This is a genomic window from Pantoea sp. LS15 (assembly GCF_012241585.1).
Lineage (GTDB): Bacteria > Pseudomonadota > Gammaproteobacteria > Enterobacterales > Enterobacteriaceae > Enterobacter.
In genome coordinates, this window is sequence record NZ_JAAVXA010000007.1 from 1 (window position 1) to 17,199 (window position 17,199).

The window sequence follows — 17,199 nt, forward strand, 5'->3', positions numbered from 1 at the left end:
TGCTATGAAGTGTGGTGGTACAGCACGAAAGTGGGGGTGATCGACCTGAGGAAACAGTCGATCACCATGGGTAAAGGATGTTAAAAAGTGTTCACTATGTCCCCGAACACCTGTCTACCATGTCCCCGGACTGTACACCCAACGGGAGAGGGAGAAAAAAGAACGGGCCAATTGGCCCGTTTTTTTACTGACTGTCTTTCTGGATTTTCTTAATGATGTTGGTGGTTGAACACCCGTCCTCAAAGTTGAGCACCATCACTTCGCCGCCGTTGGCCCAGACCTCTTCGCTGCCCGCAATTTGATCTGGCTTGTAATCGCCACCTTTCACCAGCAGGTCCGGCAGAATACCAGCAATTAGACGCTGCGGCGTGTCTTCTTCAAACGACACCACCCAGTCCACGGCTTCCAGCGCACCGAGAACGATCATACGCTGTTCCAGTGGGTTCACCGGACGCGTTTCACCCTTCAGACGCTTCGTTGACGCATCACTGTTCACTGCCACAATCAGGCGATCGCCCAGCTTGCGCGCATTCGCCAGATACGAAACATGGCCCGCATGCAGAATGTCAAACACGCCGTTGGTCATTACCACTTTCTCACCGCGCTTACGCGCTGCGGCAACGGCGGCTTTCAGTTCGTCTTCGCTCATCACACCAAAACCGGTGTCTGCACGGCCACGCACGGCATTTTCCAGTTCAATAGGCGAAACGGTTGAAGTACCGAGTTTGCCAACGACAACACCCGCTGCTGCATTAGCAAAATAGCAGGCTTCTTCAAGAGAATTCCCTGCTGCAAGCGTCGCCGCCAGCACGCCAATCACTGTATCGCCAGCACCGGTCACGTCATACACTTCCTGCGCCTGAGTGGGCATATGCAGGGGTGCTTTGCCTGGTTGAATCAGGGTCATCCCCTGCTCTGAACGGGTCACCAGCAGTGCAGACAGCTCGAAATCAGCAATGATCTTCATGCCGCGTTCGACAATTTCTGCTTCCGTTTTGCATTTACCCGCCACTGCTTCAAACTCAGAGAGGTTTGGCGTCAGCAGCGTTGCGCCGCGATAGCGCTCAAAATCGGTGCCTTTCGGGTCGATCAGCACCGGCACGTTGGCTTTACGCGCGAGCTGAATCATCGTCTGCACGCTCGCCAGCGCACCTTTGGCATAATCGGAAAGTACCAGTGCGCCGATGCTGCTCAACGCCTGATTAATACGCTCGTGCAGCGGTTCAGGGTCAACCCCTTCGAACCCTTCTTCAAAGTCGAGGCGGATCAACTGCTGGTTGCGCGACAGCACGCGCAGTTTGGTGATCGTCGGGTGGGTCGGTACAGAAACGAAGTCACACTTCACGTTTACGTCCGCCAGTGACTTGCTCAGCGCACGCGCCGCATCGTCGATGCCGGTCAAGCCCACCAGACGCGAGTGTGCGCCCAGAGAGGCAATGTTCATCGCCACGTTTGCCGCGCCGCCTGGACGCTCTTCAATGGTGTCGACCTTAACCACCGGTACCGGCGCTTCCGGAGAGATGCGGCTGGTTGGCCCATACCAGTAGCGATCCAGCATCACATCACCGACAACCATAACTCCAGCACGTTCAAACTCTGGCAGTGTTACTTTCATTCCTGACTCCAGAAAGATTCACAATTTGCGCGCGATAATATCACACTTGTTTTGTTACGCACGGTTCCACCAGCCACTTCTGCCAGCTTGTGGTTACCTGCGCGCGTTCACTGCTGAAACAGTCCAGTGCCACATGCCCCGGCTGTTCCTGCAATGCCAGGTGGTGCAACTCATCGCGCAGCGTGGTATAGGCGCGGGTTAAAGCCAGTGCCTCCTGCTCATCCATAATGTCGTTTTGCGCGAGCAGTTCCAGAATGCGCACATTGTCCGACCAGCGTGTCAGCTTCGGTTTATCGTGTGCGTGCAGCAGCACCAGATACTGGGTAATAAACTCAATATCGGTAATACCGCCCTCATCGGCTTTGATATCAAAGCGATCACGATGCTTATTGCCCAGATGCGCGCGCATTTTCTCGCGCATTTCCCGCACCTCAGTTTGCAACGTGGCCCCCTCTCGCACCGTCGTCATGACATCCTTACGGATGACGTCAAACTGCGTTTTAAGCTGCGGATCACCGTACACCACGCGGGCACGCACCAGCGCCTGATGCTCCCACGTCCAGGCTTCGTTCTTCTGGTAATCAGCAAAGGACTCCGTCGAGGTGACCAGCATGCCCGCCGCGCCGGAGGGTCGCAGACGTGCATCCACTTCGTACAAAATGCCGGATGAAGTACGGGTGCTGAACAGGTGCATAATGCGTTGAGCCAGACGCAGATAGAACTGACGCCCGTCAATTTCACGCTCGCCATCAGTCATCACGTCGACCGGGCAATCGTGCAGGAAGATTAAATCCAGATCGGAGCTATAACCCAGCTCCCAACCGCCGAGCTTGCCGTACCCCACCACCGCAAAACCACGACCTTCACGGTCAGCCAGATGTTTGGGTTGGCCGTAGCGAGCCACCATCTGCACCCATGCCTGTTGCACTACCGCGTCGATGATCGCTTCCGCAAGCCAGGTTAAGTGGTCACTCACTTTCATCACCGGCAGCGTTCCGGCGATATCCGCCGCCGCCACACGCAGCATCTGTGCCTGCTTAAACTGACGCAACGCTTCCAGCTGTTGCTCTTCGTCCTCTTCCGGCACACGCAGCAGATACTGACGCAGCTCGTCCCGATAGGCATCCGTTGCCGTCGGCTGGTAGAGCGTATTCGGGTCGAGCAGTTCATCGAGCAACAGCGGATAACGTGCCAGCTTGTTGGCCACCATCGGCGACGCGGCGCAGAGCGTAATCAGGTGTTTAAGCGCCCCTGGAAACTCGCTCAATAGTTCAAGGTACGTGGTACGGGTGATAATCCCGCTCAGCAGTGGCATCATGCGCGACAGCGGCACCGGCGCATCCGCGCGGGAGCAAACCTCGCTCAGCAGATGCGGCATCAAATGATCAAGCACCTGACGACCACGTGGCCCAATAGCACGTTTATTCAGTTCAAGACGGAAATCAGCAATCAGTGCCACCACACGATGGCGGGCGTCATCACTCAGGTGCGCCAGTACTGGCGTGGTGTCATCTTCCTGAAGCGCGTCCTGCCACAGCTCGCGCCAGTGCTCAGAAAGCGCATCATCCTGCGACTCACTTTCGTCATCGCCAATCAGGTCGTTAAAGATGCGACGCACACCTGCCATATGAGCATCCAGCCGTTCGGTCAGCGTTGACCAGTCATCCGCATGCATCCCCCAGGCCAGACGTGCCCGGTTCAGATCATCCGCTGGAAGGGTCTGAGTCTGTTCGTCGTTGATACTTTGCAGCAGGTTCTCCAGACGACGCAGGAACAGATAGGCCTCGCGCAGGGTTTGCGCGTCACCGTCCGGTAACAGGTGAAGCTGCTCAATCGCTGTCAGCGTTGGCAGCAGCGAACGTGATTGCAGGGACGGCTCACGCCCGCCACGAATAAGCTGGAAAACCTGGACGATAAATTCAATTTCGCGGATACCGCCTGCACCGAGCTTAATGTTGTCTTTCAGCCCACGGCGGCGTACTTCGCGGGCAATCATCCCTTTCATGTTTCTCAGGGACTGGATCACACTGAAGTCAATGTAACGGCGGAACACGAACGGGCGCAGCATGGCGCGCAGCTCATTGGCGTAGGTATCGTCGCTGTCGCCCATGATCCGCGCTTTGACCATGGCATAACGCTCCCAGTCGCGCCCCTGCTCCTGGTAATAATCTTCCAGTGCGGCAAAGCTCAACACCAGCGGTCCGCTGTCGCCAAACGGACGCAGACGCATATCCACCCGGTAGACAAAACCATCCTGTGTCGGCTGATCCAGGGCCTTAATCAAACGCTGACCGAGTCGGGTAAAGAACTGGGCGTTGTCCAGTTCACGACGTCCGCCGCGCGTAGAGCCGTTCTCCGGCCAGGCAAAAATCAGATCGATATCGGAGGAGAAGTTAAGCTCGCAACCGCCCAGCTTACCCATCCCCAAAATCAACAGTGGCTGAGGAACCCCTTCCTCGTTGCACGGCGTGCCCCACTCTTTACAGCAGGCGGCGTAGAGCCAGTCTCGCGCAGCAACAATCAACGTCTGTGCCAGCTCACTCAGCTGCTGTAACGTGCTCTCTTCGCTCACCAGCGCCAGAGATTGCGCCCAGGCAATCCGCACCATCACCCGACGACGGAACTGGCGCAGGACGCGCATCAGCGTTGCTTCATCAGCAACCTCCGCAAGCGCGGTTTGCAACCAGTCAGCATAATGCCGCCACTCTTCTGCCTGTGGCGGCGACTTTTCAAGCTCCACCAGCCAGTCCGGGTTGGCGGTGATACTTTCCTGCACAAAATCACTGAACGTGAGCACGCTCTTCGCCTGCTCGCTTAGTGATGACGCCGGTAATGACTCAGGCAGACGTTCGCAAACGGTCTGCCACTGCTGCTGTAACTGCGAAGAAAGCGGCATGATTGGGGTTCCTTGCCAGAGTTAACGTTTTCCGCTGTGCAGCCAGAACGGCTCCTGCGAAATGGCCTCGTTACGGAAATGCTCAATCTCAATATGCTGACGGGTTTCAATGGCATGCTTCAGCCCCTGCCAGTTCTCCAGCCAGGCCTGTGCCTTAACGCCGTCATAGGCACCGGAAAGCAGCAACATGCTGTCGATATTGCGCGAAAGACGGGGAAGCTGATCGCCATACTGGTCACCCAGCGGGTAAGCAAAGGTGCTCTTCAGCTCGGCGGCATGACGAGAGAGATGAATATCCGCGAAACGTTTGAAGTTCTCGGCGATTTTGGTCTCTGCTTTTGCATCCAGGAAGGTACGCCAGCCGCGCGTGACCAGAAACTCGGTCAGTGCCAGTTTTGCCGTCGCCGTTTGCGGGCTATAGATCGCTGTTTGTGCCGATACGTCGGAGAGCATCAGCGTTTCGGTCTGCGTCAACAGATCACGTAAGTGAGTGCTCGCTTTGCGAGGAACGATGCCGCCGAACAGCGTCAGGGTATGGCGCACCAGAGCAATGGCCGCCAGCACATGGGTTTTGGCGTTTTTCACATTACGCGCCCATAGCTCTTCATGGTATTGCCACTGTGAAAGCGCCAGCTCCAGCGCGGCTTCCAGACCTTGCTCTACGCTGGCTTTCGGCGCAACGTGCAAAATCGTTGTCTCTTTCACCACGCGTGGCGCATTTCCGGCCGCCAGGTGATAACCGCGCGCGGCTTTGCTCAGGCTTCCCTGACGCAACCCGGACTGGTTCACCAGCTTGCGCGCCAGCTTCAGCACATCGTTCGCATCCCCTTCCAGCAGTTCAAGCTCCAGCTCGCAGATCGGCTCCTGGAACTCACCCGCCTTCACCTCACCTAAATCCAGCGCGATTTCAATGCGGCTCTTGCCTTCCGTCACCAGCCATTTTTCGCGCCAGAAATCGGTACTGAACAGGGGCTGTACGTCTGCGGATAAGGTTTCTGGCAGTTTACCCTCAGGCCAAACCTCTGTCGGGAAACGTTCCAGCTCAAGTTCTGGCTTAGTGATGTCGATATTGTATTCCGGGCGCTGATGTAAACCACCGACCACGCGACCGGCAATTTTCATCGTCATCTCGTAGCGTCCGTTCGCGCCACGGATGCGCAGCCCCATATCGTGGCGGCGAAGCCAGTTGTCTGGCGTTTCGTAATAGATATTAAGCAGTTGTACCGGTGCATGGTGTTCGCCGGAAAGCGTGTGCAGATGCTGACGAAGAGCGTCAACGCTGTCTTTTTCGACGATAAACTTTAATTCAATTTCTTGTGCCATAGCCTTGTACTTTTGCGGGCGTCACAGACGCGTCAATGAGGGCGAACTTCCTCGCCATTTGTTTGTCAGTACATAGTATTTTGCGCCAAATTGCCATGCAATGAGCAATTTGACGGGCGTAAATGTGTAGAGTCGTGACACAGATGATTCTGATTGCTGACGAATGCTTTGCGTAGAGACACTGTTGCCACTACTATCGTTCCACTATTTATGAAAATAACGACTAATGATGCTTAAATTACGCCTGATTGGACTTACTTTACTCGCTTTTAGCGCCGCAACCGCTGTGCACGCTGAAGAGAAGCGTTACGTTTCTGACGAACTGAACACCTGGGTACGCAGTGGCCCTGGAGATAATTATCGCCTCGTGGGCACGGTGAATGCCGGCGAGGAAGTCACCCTGTTACAGACCAACGCGGACACCAATTATGGTCAGGTTCGCGACAGTTCCGGCCGTACGTCCTGGATCCCACTGAAAGAGCTGAGCACCGTGCCAAGCCTGCGCACCCGCGTGCCGGATCTGGAAAACCAGGTAAAAACCCTGACTGACAAACTGAACAACATCGACGGAACCTGGAACCAACGCACCGCTGAAATGCAGCAGAAAGTGGCGCAGAGTGACGGTGTGATTAACGGTCTGAAAGAAGAGAACCAAAAACTCAAAAACGAGCTGATTGTCGCGCAGAAAAAAGTGAATGCCGCCAACCTGCAGCTCGATGACAAACAGCGCACCATCATCATGCAGTGGTTTATGTATGGCGGGGGCGTGCTGGGTGTAGGTCTGGTGCTGGGTCTGGTTCTGCCACATCTGATCCCAAGCCGTAAGCGTAAAGACCGCTGGATGAACTAACTCGTCTTCTCTGCCAGACTTACGTATGATCCTGGAAAAGAGAAAACGGGAGTGTAGGGCGTGAAGAGTTATCTGGTCGGTGGTGCGGTACGTGATGCGTTGTTAGGTCTGCCGGTCAAAGATAAAGACTGGGTGGTGGTCGGTGCCACCCCCGAAGAGATGCTCAACGCGGGCTACCAACAGGTAGGCCGCGATTTTCCCGTATTCCTGCACCCAAAAAGCCGGGAAGAGTACGCCCTCGCGCGTACCGAGCGGAAATCCGGTTCTGGGTATACGGGTTTCACCTGTTATGCCGCGCCGGATGTCACGCTGGAGCAAGATCTCCTGCGTCGCGATCTCACTATCAACGCGCTGGCGCAGGACGAGCAAGGTCAGATCATTGACGCTTATGGCGGTCAGGACGATCTGCGTAACCGTCTTTTACGTCACGTCTCCCCGGCGTTTTCTGAAGATCCGCTCCGCGTTCTGCGCGTGGCGCGTTTTGCCGCGCGTTATGCCCACCTGAGCTTCCGTATTGCCGATGAGACGATGGCGCTGATGACCGCCATGACCGAGGCGGGTGAACTTGAACACCTGACGCCTGAACGCGTCTGGAAAGAGACGGAAAATGCCCTGACCACGCGCAACCCACAGGTCTTTTTCCAGGTTCTGCGCGACTGCGGCGCACTGAAGGTGTTGTTCCCGGAAATCGACGCGCTATTTGGCGTTCCTGCACCGGCGAAATGGCACCCCGAAATTGATACTGGCGTGCATACCCTGATGACGCTCAGTATGGCGGCTATGCTCAGCCCCGAGGTCGACATCCGTTTCGCCACCCTGTGCCACGATCTCGGCAAAGGCTTAACGCCAAAAGAGTTCTGGCCGCGTCATCACGGGCATGGCCCGGCAGGCGTGAAGCTGGTCGAGGGGCTTTGTCAGCGTCTGCGCGTGCCGAATGAGATCCGCGATCTGGCGAAACTGGTGGCCGAGTTCCACGACCTGATCCACACCTTCCCTATCCTGAAACCGGCCACCATCGTCAAACTGTTCGATAACATCGACGCCTGGCGCAAACCTCACCGCGTCGAGCAAATCGCTCTGACCAGTGAAGCTGACGTGCGCGGGCGCACCGGGTTTGAAGCGTGTGATTACCCGCAGGGACGTTTATTGCGTAAAGCCTGGGAAGTCGCGAAAGCGGTGCCAACGAAGGATGTTGTCGAGGCAGGATTCAAAGGGCCGGAAATTAGGGAAGAACTCACCAGACGGCGGATTCTGGCGGTGACAGACTGGAAAGAAAAGCATTGCCCTCAGCCTAAAGACTGAGGGCTATCGGTCAGAAGAAGACCACGTAAACCGCAGCCGCCACGATAAAGCGATAGATCGCGAACGGAATAAACGAGATACGCTTAATCAACTGCAGGAAAGTTTTAATGGCAATCAGCGCCACGATAAAGGCGGTGATGAAACCAACGGCGAACATCGGAATGTCACCCGTGGTGAGGAACCCAATGCTTTTGTAGACGTCGAGTGCAGTGGCACCCATCATCATCGGCACTGCCAGCAGGAACGAAAACTCAGAAGCCGCATAACGGCTTACGCCCATCAGCATCCCGCCAGAAATGGTCGCGCCTGAACGTGAGAAGCCCGGCCAGAGCGCCAGACACTGGAAGCAACCAATGATAAACGCCTGGCGGTAGGTCATGTCATCCAGACCTTCCGCACGCGGTGTCTTCGGCTTCAGCACTTCCGCCGCAATCAGCAGGAAACCACCCACTACCAGCGCGTACATCACGTTAATCGGGTTAAACAGAGATTTAATAGTGTCGTGGAACACCAGACCCAGCACCACCGCAGGGATCATCCCGAGCAGAATATGGATAAGCGTCAGACGGCCTGTGCCTTCACCTTCGCGCTGAGGGAGGCGACCAAAATGGATACCGATCAGGCCAAACAGACGGCGCCAGAACATCACCACCACCGCCAGAATAGAACCCAGCTGAATGACCACTTCAAACGTTTTAGCGGTATCGCCTTCAAAGCCCAGCAGATGGCCAACGATAATCATATGGCCCGTACTGGAAACCGGCAAAAACTCCGTCAATCCTTCGACCACACCCAGTATTGCCGCTACCAGCAGCGAGTGCATATCGCTCATCTATAAACCCCTAAGAAGATATAAAAAAAACGGTGCCCCATGCGGACAACCGAGAAAGATACAGCGTTAAGACCGATATAACCTAAAATGGTTTAGCTATTATGACGTTAAACCTTTCCTTTCAGATTTGTGCCACGCTCAATAATAACGCCAACATTGGCGGCACGCGCCACTGCGCCAGGTTTGCTTAACTTAATGCGCACCCACGGTGAATTGAATTTTTTCAGCAGCAATTCTGCGACTTCTTCAGCCACCCGTTCGACCAGCGCAAAACGTTGCCCTTCAACGTGGGCGATGACCGTTTCACTGATATCGGCATAGCTCAGACAGTCATTCACGTCATCACTTTTTGCTGACTTGCGGTTATCCCAGCCCATTTCGATATCGAACACCAGCTTCTGCTCAATGGTCTGTTCCCAGTCGTAAACACCAATAGTGGTGATTACCGAAAGTTGCTCTATAAATACAATATCCATCACGACCTGCCTGCTTTTTGGCTAAACCGGATACCACTTCCGGCGAATTATGCGTATTATCCACAGATGCTGAGAATACAGATACATTTTCAAAACGGAACAGCGTTATGAGTGCAATCGCGCCTGGAATGATCCTCCTCGCCTATCTTTGCGGCTCAATCTCCAGCGCCATTCTGGTCTGCCGCATTGCAGGGTTACCCGACCCGCGTGAAAGTGGTTCCGGGAACCCGGGGGCGACCAACGTACTACGAATTGGCGGCAAGGGTGCAGCCGTAGCGGTTTTGATTTTTGATGTTCTGAAAGGGATGCTACCCGTCTGGGGCGCATATGCGCTGGGCGTAACGCCGTTCTGGTTGGGGCTCATTGCTATCGCTGCCTGTGTCGGTCACATCTGGCCTGTATTCTTCGGGTTTAAGGGTGGCAAAGGCGTTGCAACCGCCTTTGGTGCCATTGCGCCTATCGGCTGGGACTTAACCGGCGTCATGGCTGGCACCTGGCTGCTAACTATCCTTCTGAGCGGCTATTCGTCGCTGGGCGCCATTGTCAGCGCGCTGATCGCCCCGTTTTACGTCTGGTGGTTCAAACCTCAATTCACCTTCCCGGTGTCGATGCTCTCCTGCCTTATCCTGCTGCGTCATCACGACAACATTCAGCGCCTGTGGCGTCGCCAGGAGACCAAAATTTGGACAAAGCTCAAAAGAAAGAAAAAAGAGCCGGAGTGATCGCGCGACACCCGCAGCAGATAACGTATCCATAAGCGACTCATATGACAGCCTTCATTTCCGCCAGGGCATACTGAAACGTATCCCGATGGTGAGCAAATGGATGCAGCATGTTAGCAGCTCAGGTCACTGATAATACGTATAAAGGCTGGCAAGCGTCGCTTGCCCTGCAGTTTTGTCACACGCCTGAGAAAACCCTCCTGCATTCCGCTCATCACCTCGGGCCGCTTACGGTTCAGCGTCCATTTTACCCGGAAGGGGATACCTGCCACCTGTACTTGCTGCACCCACCCGGCGGGATCGTGGGTGGCGATACACTGGATATCTCCGTGCGTCTGGACGCCAAAAGTCATGCACTCATCACCATGCCCGGGGCCAGTAAGTTCTATCGCAGCTGTGGCCCACTGGCTCGTCTGAGCCAGCATTTTTATCTCGATGAAGACGCCACGCTGGAGTGGCTACCGCAGGACACCATTATCTTTCCCGGCGCGAACGCCGCGCTGCGTTCCGTCTTCCATCTGAAGGCCTCCAGTACATTGATGGCCTGGGAGTTGTACTGCCTGGGCCGCCCGGTGATCAACGAGACTTTCAGCCACGGCACACTGGAGAGCCGCCTTGAGGTCTGGATCGATGACACTCCACGCCTGATCGAGCGTCTGCACCTCAGTGATGGTGATCTCACGCCCGTTGCCGGGCACCCGTGGGTCGGCACGTTGCTTTTCTATCCGGCCAGGGAAGAGCATCTCGACAGGGTGCGTGAACTGCTTACACCACTGGAAAACGTTGCCGGAGCAACCCTCACTGACGATCTGCTGTCGGTGCGCTTTCTCTCTCACGATAACCTGATTTGTCAGCGAGTGATGCGCGATATCTGGCAGTCGCTTCGCCCGCTTTTATCCCACAAAACCGCCTGTTCGCCGCGTATCTGGCAGACATAAGAGAAACGTTATGGAACTGACCCCCAGAGAAAAAGACAAGCTGTTGCTGTTCACCGCCGCGCTGGTTGCCGAACGCCGCCTTGCACGCGGGGTAAAGCTCAACTATCCGGAATCCGTCGCGTTGATCAGCGCCTTCATTATGGAAGGTGCCCGCGATGGTGAAACCGTCGCCTCACTGATGGAGGCGGGCCGCCATGTCCTCACGCGCGACCAGGTGATGGAAGGCGTACCCGAGATGATCCCCGACATTCAGGTAGAAGCCACCTTCCCCGACGGTTCAAAGCTCGTCACCGTCCATAACCCGATCGTCTAAGGAGCGCGTGATGATCCCAGGTGAATACCAGATCCAGCCCGGAAATATTGCCATCAACGTAGGGCGAACAACGCAGAGTGTGATCGTCGAAAACCACGGTGACAGGCCGATCCAGGTGGGATCGCACTACCACTTTTACGAGGTCAACCCAGCGCTGAAGTTCGACCGGGCGATAACCAAAGGCTACCGGCTGAATATTCCGGCCGGGACCGCCGTACGTTTCGAACCCGGCCAGAAGCGCGAGGTGACGCTGGTTCAGATCAGCGGCGCGAAGCGCATTGTCGGTTTTCGCGGTGAGGTGATGGGAGAGGTGAGCAATGGCTGAGATTTCACGTCAGGCCTATGCCGACATGTTCGGCCCTACCACGGGCGATAAAGTGCGGCTGGCCGACAGCGATCTGTGGATCGAAGTGGAAGAGGATCTCACTGTTTACGGTGAAGAGGTCAAATTCGGCGGCGGAAAAGTGATCCGCGACGGCATGGGCCAGGGACAGATGACCGCAGACGACTGCGTGGATCTGGTCCTCACCAACGCCCTGATAGTGGATCACTGGGGGATCGTGAAAGCCGATATCGGCGTGAAAAACGGGCGGATCTTCGCCGTCGGTAAAGCCGGTAACCCGGATATTCAGCCCGGCGTGACGATCCCGATTGGCGCCGCGACGGAAGTGATCGCCGCCGAAGGGAAGATCGTCACCGCCGGCGGGATCGACACCCACATTCACTGGATCTGCCCGCAGCAGGCGGAAGAGGCGCTGGTCTCCGGCGTCACGACCATGATCGGCGGCGGTACCGGGCCCGCAGCAGGCACCAACGCCACCACCTGCACGCCGGGGCCATGGTATATCGCCCGCATGTTACAGGCCGCCGATACACTGCCGGTGAATATTGGCCTGCTCGGCAAAGGTAACGGTTCGAACCCGGATGCCCTGCGCGAGCAGATCGCAGCCGGTGCTATCGGGCTGAAGATCCACGAAGACTGGGGTGCCACGCCTGCCGCCATCAACTGTTCTCTGGAGGTTGCAGACGAGATGGATATTCAGGTGGCGCTGCACAGCGACACGCTGAACGAATCCGGGTTTGTCGAAGATACGCTGGCGGCGATTGGCGGGCGTACCATCCACACCTTCCACACTGAAGGCGCGGGGGGCGGCCACGCACCCGATATCATCACCGCCTGCGCGCACCCGAATATTCTGCCCTCCTCTACCAACCCGACGCTGCCCTACACGGTGAACACCATCGACGAGCATCTCGACATGCTGATGGTCTGCCATCACCTCGATCCGGATATTGCTGAGGACGTCGCCTTTGCGGAATCACGTATTCGTCGTGAAACCATCGCCGCTGAAGATGTGCTGCACGATATCGGCGCATTTTCGCTCACCTCCTCAGATTCTCAGGCGATGGGCCGCGTGGGGGAAGTGATTATCCGCACCTGGCAGGTGGCGCACCGCATGAAGGTGCAGCGCGGCCCCCTGCCGGAAGAGACCGGCGATAACGACAATTTCCGCGTGAAGCGCTATGTCGCCAAATACACCATCAACCCGGCGCTGACCCACGGTATCGCCCATGAAGTGGGTTCGATTGAGGCGGGAAAACTGGCGGATCTGGTGGTCTGGTCCCCGGCGTTCTTTGGCGTCAAACCCGCCACCATCGTCAAAGGCGGGATGATCGCCTGTGCGCCAATGGGCGATATCAACGCCTCTATCCCCACGCCGCAACCAGTCCATTACCGCCCGATGTTTGGCGCACTCGGTGCTGCACGTCACGCCACCCGGCTGACGTTTGTCTCGCAAGCCGCCAGTGCAAACGGCATCCCGCGGCAGCTCAACCTGCAGAGCGCCACCGCAGTGGTGAAAGGCTGCCGGACGGTGAAAAAGGCGGACATGATCCACAACAGCCTTCAGCCAAATATCACCGTTGATTCGCAGACCTATGAAGTGCGCGTCGACGGCGAACTGATTACCAGCGAACCGGCTAACGTTCTGCCGATGGCGCAACGCTATTTCCTGTTTTGAGGAGTGATGATGATCTATTTAACCCAACGCCTGGACCATGCCCACCCCGTAACCGCCAGCGTCACGCTGCCGATTGACGTGCGGGTAAAAAGCCGCGCTCGCGTGGCACTGAACGACGGGCGCGAAGCCGGGTTGATGCTGCCGCGCGGTTTACTGTTGCGCGGCGGTGATCTGCTCTGCAACGAAGACGGCAGCGAAGTGATTGAAGTGATTGCCGCCCCGGAGTCCGTCTCTGTGGTGCGCTGCGCCGATCCGTTCCTGCTCGCCCGCGCTTGCTACCACCTGGGCAACCGCCACGTGCCGCTGCAAATCATGCCCGGCGAACTGCGCTATCACCACGATCACGTCCTCGACGATATGCTGCGCCAGTTCGGGCTTGAGGTGACGTTTGCCAGCCTGCCATTTGAACCCGAAGCGGGGGCCTACACCAGCGAGGCCCATAGCCATAGCCACTCTCACGCTCATTCACACTAAGGATTAATCATGCGCAAGTACTTACCCCTGTTACTGCTGGCTTTTTCCCTGCCTGCGCTGGCGCATCCGGGCCACGGCGCTGACAGTTTTCATGCCGGATTTTTCCACCCGCTGACCGGCCTCGATCATCTGCTGATGCTGACAGGAGCAGGCATGCTCTCCGCCCTGAGCGGCCGCAAGTTGTTACTGCCCTTTGCCACCCTCGGCATGATGCTTGTCGGCGCCATTGCGGGCAGTCTGATTGGTGGCTTTAGCGGCATGGAGATGCTGATTATTGCCTCGCTGGCGGTCTGCGGCGTGATGATGTTTAAAACTGAAAACCGTCTGCTACTGGCCGTACCCGCACTGGCGATGTTCCACGGCTGGGCGCACGGTGTGGAGATGTCCGGCCACAACTTCTGGCTGTTCACCAGCGGGTTCATGTTTGCCAGCGCCACCGTACTGTGCGCCAGTTTCGCCGCAGGGTTGCTGCTGCGCCGTCACGACGGACTGCGTAAAACCTTCGGCGGCGGGCTGATTGTCTCCGCCCTGCTGGCGCTGATGAGCTAATGGAGCACTCCCGCCAGTGGCTGCGCCTGATGCAGCTTTCCAGCAGCAGCCTGCCGGTCGGGTCATTTACCTGGTCACAGGGGCTGGAATGGGCCGTTGAAGCCGGTTGGGTCACGAATACCGATGCCTTCAAACGCTGGCAGACGCAACAGATGGAGCAGAGTTTTTTCTGTGTCGATCTGCCGCTGTTTATCCGCCTGTATCAGGCCTGTGAGCAACAGGATCTCGTCACAGCCAAACGCTGGACAGCGTATCTGCTCGCCTGCCGGGAAACACGCGAGTTACGTGAAGAGGAGCGCAACCGCGGGGCGGCCTTTACGCGTCTTATCAAAAGCTGGGAGCCTGACTGTCCGCCCGAATGGCTGCCGCTGTTTACACAAAGCCAACTCTGCGGCATGGCGTGGCTCGGCGTGCGCTGGGGCATCGGCGTGCGCAAGCTGGCGCTGAGCCTGGGCTACAGCTGGATGGAGAGCGCAGTCATGGCGGGCGTCAAGCTGGTGCCATTTGGGCAACAGGCCGCCCAGCAGCTGATTATCGACCTGAGCAACCATTTTGCCGACGGGCTTGAACAGGCATTTTTGCGCAGTGATGACGAGATAGGTGCAGCGACGCCGCTGTCCGCTATCGCCTCTGCGCGCCACGAAACACAATATTCACGGTTATTCCGTTCCTGAGGAGTGAACATGGCTGATTACAAACATCCCCTGCGCGTGGGCGTCGGCGGCCCGGTAGGGTCTGGCAAAACTGCGTTGCTGGAAGCACTGTGCAAAGCGATGCGCGACACCTATCACCTGGCGGTGGTGACGAACGATATCTACACCAAAGAGGATCAGCGCATCCTCACCGAAGCAGGTGCGCTGGAGCCGGAACGCATCGTGGGCGTGGAGACCGGTGGCTGCCCGCATACCGCCATCCGTGAAGATGCTTCGATGAACCTGGCCGCTGTAGAAGCATTAAGCGAGAAATTCGGTAATCTGGATCTGATCTTCGTTGAAAGTGGCGGCGATAACCTCAGTGCGACCTTCAGTCCCGAACTGGCGGATCTGACAATCTACGTGATCGACGTGGCTGAGGGGGAGAAGATACCGCGCAAGGGTGGGCCGGGGATCACCAAATCCGATTTCCTGGTGATCAACAAAACCGACCTCGCACCGTACGTGGGCGCCTCGCTGGAGGTGATGGAGCGTGACACCAACCGCATGCGCGGCGAGCGTCCGTGGACCTTTACCAACCTGAAGGCGGGAGACGGTCTGGCGACGATTATTGGTTTTTTAGAAGAGAAAGGGATGTTGCGGGTGTAGTCGTAAATTTCCCTCTCCCCTGTGGGGAGAGGGTTAGACTGAGGGGGTTACGCCTCCGGCAGCTCCGCCAGCGGCCAGCGAGGACGCACAGAGACGCTCAGATCAGACGTTGCACCGGCGTTCAGACGTACCATCCCGGCATAAGCAATCATCGCCCCGTTATCAGTACAGAATTCCGGACGCGCATAGAACACCTCCCCACGACGCTTTTGCATCATCTCTGCGAGCTTCGCACGCAGCGTACGGTTGGCGCTGACGCCACCTGCCATCACCAGACGCTTAAAGCCGGTCTGATCCAGCGCGCGTTTGCACTTGATCATCAGCGTATCGACTACCGCATCTTCGAACGCACGGGCGATATCGGCGCGGGTCTGCTCGCTGTCATCGTTATTACGAATGGTATTAGCCGCGAAGGTTTTGAGACCAGAGAAGCTGAAATCCAGCCCTGGACGGTCGGTCATCGGACGCGGGAAGACAAAGCGCCCTTCTGTTCCCTGCGACGCCATTTTGGACAGCATCGGGCCACCAGGATAATCCAGCCCCAGCAGTTTGGCGGTTTTGTCGAATGCCTCACCGGCGGCGTCATCGATCGACTCACCCAGCAACTCATACTTGCCAATACCCGTCACGCTAATCAGCTGGGTATGACCGCCAGAAACCAGCAGTGCCACAAACGGAAACTCAGGTGGGTTATCTTCCAGCATTGGCGCCAGCAGATGCCCTTCCATATGGTGAACCGGAATGGCCGGAACATCCCATGCAAAGGCCAGTGAACGGCCAACCGTTGCGCCAACCAGCAGCGCACCGACCAGACCCGGGCCTGCGGTATATGCCACGGCATCAATATCTGTTGAACTCAACCCGGCCTCTTTCAGTGCCGCCTGAATCAGGGGAACCGTTTTACGCACGTGGTCACGAGAGGCCAGTTCTGGCACGACGCCGCCGTAGTCAGCATGTAATTTCACCTGACTATACAGTTGGTTGGCCAGAAGCCCTTTCTCGTCGTCGTAAATGGCGATGCCGGTTTCATCGCAGGATGTTTCAATACCCAGTACACGCATGACTTGTTTTACCTCGTTTCAATACCGCGCAGTGTAGAGCCTGGGCGGGTTGATGTAAAACTTTGTTCGCCCCAGGAAGAAGGCTCGTGTATACTCCTCACCCTTATTAAAGTCCCTTTCAAAATCGCATCGGTGCTTTACAAAGCAGCAGCATTTGCAGTAAAATTCCGCACCATTTTGAAATAAGCTGGCGTTGATGCCAGCGGCAAACCGAATTTATTAAAGGTGAGAGTTACATGCCGGTAATTAAAGTACGTGAAAACGAGCCGTTCGACGTAGCACTGCGTCGCTTCAAACGTTCATGCGAGAAAGCAGGTGTTCTGGCTGAAGTTCGTCGTCGTGAGTTCTATGAAAAACCAACGACCGAACGTAAGCGCGCTAAAGCTTCTGCAGTGAAACGTCACGCGAAGAAACTGGCTCGCGAAAACGCACGCCGTACTCGTCTGTACTAATTGATTGAGGGCCTCAGCCCTCAATTGACAGACAGAGTAATAGTCGTAAGGCCGTGCTTCCGGAAGGAATGCGC

General features: G+C 56.6%; 19 protein-coding genes. 13 read left to right on the forward strand and 6 right to left on the reverse strand.

Going from position 1 to position 17,199, the window contains the following annotated elements:
* The coding region (locus HED65_RS22680) for a hypothetical protein (RefSeq protein WP_223256819.1) at positions 1 to 84 on the forward strand (84 nt) is incomplete at its 5' end.
* 100 nt (positions 85 to 184) lie between these two features.
* On the opposite strand, the gene hldE is transcribed toward HED65_RS22680, so the two are convergent.
* The 3 genes from hldE to HED65_RS11920 are packed head-to-tail and all read right to left on the reverse strand — an operon-like array spanning position 185 to position 5,834.
* Positions 185 to 1,615 carry a bifunctional D-glycero-beta-D-manno-heptose-7-phosphate kinase/D-glycero-beta-D-manno-heptose 1-phosphate adenylyltransferase HldE gene (gene hldE / locus HED65_RS11910; RefSeq protein ID WP_114978733.1) on the reverse strand — a complete coding sequence of 477 codons (1,431 nt, stop codon included), beginning with the start codon at positions 1,613 to 1,615 and terminating at the stop codon, positions 185 to 187.
* Positions 1,616 to 1,655: 40 nt separating this feature from the next.
* Positions 1,656 to 4,511 carry a bifunctional [glutamate--ammonia ligase]-adenylyl-L-tyrosine phosphorylase/[glutamate--ammonia-ligase] adenylyltransferase gene (gene glnE, locus HED65_RS11915; RefSeq protein ID WP_114978734.1) on the reverse strand — a complete coding sequence of 952 codons (2,856 nt, stop codon included), beginning with the start codon at positions 4,509 to 4,511 and terminating at the stop codon, positions 1,656 to 1,658.
* A 21-nt stretch (positions 4,512 to 4,532) separates the two neighbouring features.
* Positions 4,533 to 5,834 (reverse strand): CYTH domain-containing protein, encoded by a 1,302-nt coding sequence (locus tag HED65_RS11920; RefSeq protein ID WP_114978735.1) that lies wholly within the window; start codon positions 5,832 to 5,834, stop codon positions 4,533 to 4,535.
* A 229-nt stretch (positions 5,835 to 6,063) separates the two neighbouring features.
* On the opposite strand from HED65_RS11920, the gene HED65_RS11925 reads away from it, so the two are divergent.
* Together HED65_RS11925 and HED65_RS11930 are read left to right on the forward strand one after the other, a co-directional pair.
* On the forward strand, positions 6,064 to 6,684 hold the full coding sequence (locus HED65_RS11925; protein WP_025912514.1) for a TIGR04211 family SH3 domain-containing protein: 621 nt from the start codon (positions 6,064 to 6,066) through the stop codon (positions 6,682 to 6,684).
* A 60-nt stretch (positions 6,685 to 6,744) separates the two neighbouring features.
* On the forward strand, positions 6,745 to 7,986 hold the full coding sequence (locus tag HED65_RS11930; RefSeq protein WP_114978736.1) for a multifunctional CCA addition/repair protein: 1,242 nt from the start codon (positions 6,745 to 6,747) through the stop codon (positions 7,984 to 7,986).
* 10 nt (positions 7,987 to 7,996) lie between these two features.
* Here the strand turns inward: HED65_RS11930 and bacA are convergent, their stop codons facing one another.
* Both bacA and folB read right to left on the reverse strand, forming a co-directional pair.
* Positions 7,997 to 8,818: an undecaprenyl-diphosphate phosphatase gene (gene bacA / locus HED65_RS11935; RefSeq protein ID WP_114978737.1), complete on the reverse strand. Its 822-nt coding sequence runs from the start codon at positions 8,816 to 8,818 to the stop codon at positions 7,997 to 7,999.
* A 107-nt stretch (positions 8,819 to 8,925) separates the two neighbouring features.
* Entirely contained in the window at positions 8,926 to 9,294 is a 369-nt protein-coding gene (gene folB, locus HED65_RS11940) for a bifunctional dihydroneopterin aldolase/7,8-dihydroneopterin epimerase (RefSeq protein ID WP_114978738.1), read from the reverse strand.
* Between the two features lie 107 nt (positions 9,295 to 9,401).
* On the opposite strand from folB, the gene plsY reads away from it, so the two are divergent.
* The 9 genes from plsY (at position 9,402) to ureG (ending at position 15,612) form a co-directional block, all read left to right on the forward strand.
* Positions 9,402 to 10,016 (forward strand): glycerol-3-phosphate 1-O-acyltransferase PlsY, encoded by a 615-nt coding sequence (gene plsY / locus HED65_RS11945; protein ID WP_028017138.1) that lies wholly within the window; start codon positions 9,402 to 9,404, stop codon positions 10,014 to 10,016.
* A gap of 110 nt (positions 10,017 to 10,126) precedes the next feature.
* Complete coding sequence (locus HED65_RS11950; RefSeq protein ID WP_114978739.1) at positions 10,127 to 10,954, forward strand: urease accessory protein UreD; 828 nt, start codon at positions 10,127 to 10,129, stop codon at positions 10,952 to 10,954.
* Positions 10,955 to 10,964: 10 nt separating this feature from the next.
* The gene (locus HED65_RS11955; RefSeq protein ID WP_003862556.1) at positions 10,965 to 11,267 is read left to right on the forward strand and encodes an urease subunit gamma; all 303 of its coding nucleotides are present in this window, start codon (positions 10,965 to 10,967) and stop codon (positions 11,265 to 11,267) included.
* Positions 11,268 to 11,277: 10 nt separating this feature from the next.
* Positions 11,278 to 11,592: an urease subunit beta gene (locus HED65_RS11960; protein ID WP_114978740.1), complete on the forward strand. Its 315-nt coding sequence runs from the start codon at positions 11,278 to 11,280 to the stop codon at positions 11,590 to 11,592.
* Positions 11,585 to 13,288 (forward strand): urease subunit alpha, encoded by a 1,704-nt coding sequence (gene ureC / locus HED65_RS11965; protein WP_114978741.1) that lies wholly within the window; start codon positions 11,585 to 11,587, stop codon positions 13,286 to 13,288. The genes HED65_RS11960 and ureC overlap by 8 nt, the downstream gene beginning before the upstream one ends.
* Positions 13,289 to 13,297: 9 nt before the next feature.
* The gene (gene ureE, locus HED65_RS11970; protein WP_114978742.1) at positions 13,298 to 13,762 is read left to right on the forward strand and encodes an urease accessory protein UreE; all 465 of its coding nucleotides are present in this window, start codon (positions 13,298 to 13,300) and stop codon (positions 13,760 to 13,762) included.
* A 9-nt stretch (positions 13,763 to 13,771) separates the two neighbouring features.
* Positions 13,772 to 14,311, forward strand: coding sequence for a HupE/UreJ family protein (locus tag HED65_RS11975; RefSeq protein WP_114978743.1), 540 nt, complete (start codon positions 13,772 to 13,774; stop codon positions 14,309 to 14,311).
* Positions 14,311 to 14,985: an urease accessory protein UreF gene (locus tag HED65_RS11980; RefSeq protein WP_114978744.1), complete on the forward strand. Its 675-nt coding sequence runs from the start codon at positions 14,311 to 14,313 to the stop codon at positions 14,983 to 14,985. The genes HED65_RS11975 and HED65_RS11980 overlap by 1 nt, the downstream gene beginning before the upstream one ends.
* A gap of 9 nt (positions 14,986 to 14,994) precedes the next feature.
* On the forward strand, positions 14,995 to 15,612 hold the full coding sequence (ureG, locus tag HED65_RS11985) for an urease accessory protein UreG (protein ID WP_028017131.1): 618 nt from the start codon (positions 14,995 to 14,997) through the stop codon (positions 15,610 to 15,612).
* Positions 15,613 to 15,659: 47 nt separating this feature from the next.
* On the opposite strand, the gene tsaD is transcribed toward ureG, so the two are convergent.
* Positions 15,660 to 16,673 carry a tRNA (adenosine(37)-N6)-threonylcarbamoyltransferase complex transferase subunit TsaD gene (gene tsaD / locus HED65_RS11990; RefSeq protein ID WP_028017130.1) on the reverse strand — a complete coding sequence of 338 codons (1,014 nt, stop codon included), beginning with the start codon at positions 16,671 to 16,673 and terminating at the stop codon, positions 15,660 to 15,662.
* A 236-nt stretch (positions 16,674 to 16,909) separates the two neighbouring features.
* Here tsaD and rpsU point away from each other — a divergent pair, with 236 nt between their 5' ends.
* Positions 16,910 to 17,125: a 30S ribosomal protein S21 gene (rpsU, locus tag HED65_RS11995; RefSeq protein ID WP_001144069.1), complete on the forward strand. Its 216-nt coding sequence runs from the start codon at positions 16,910 to 16,912 to the stop codon at positions 17,123 to 17,125.
* Positions 17,126 to 17,199 lie beyond the last annotated feature (74 nt).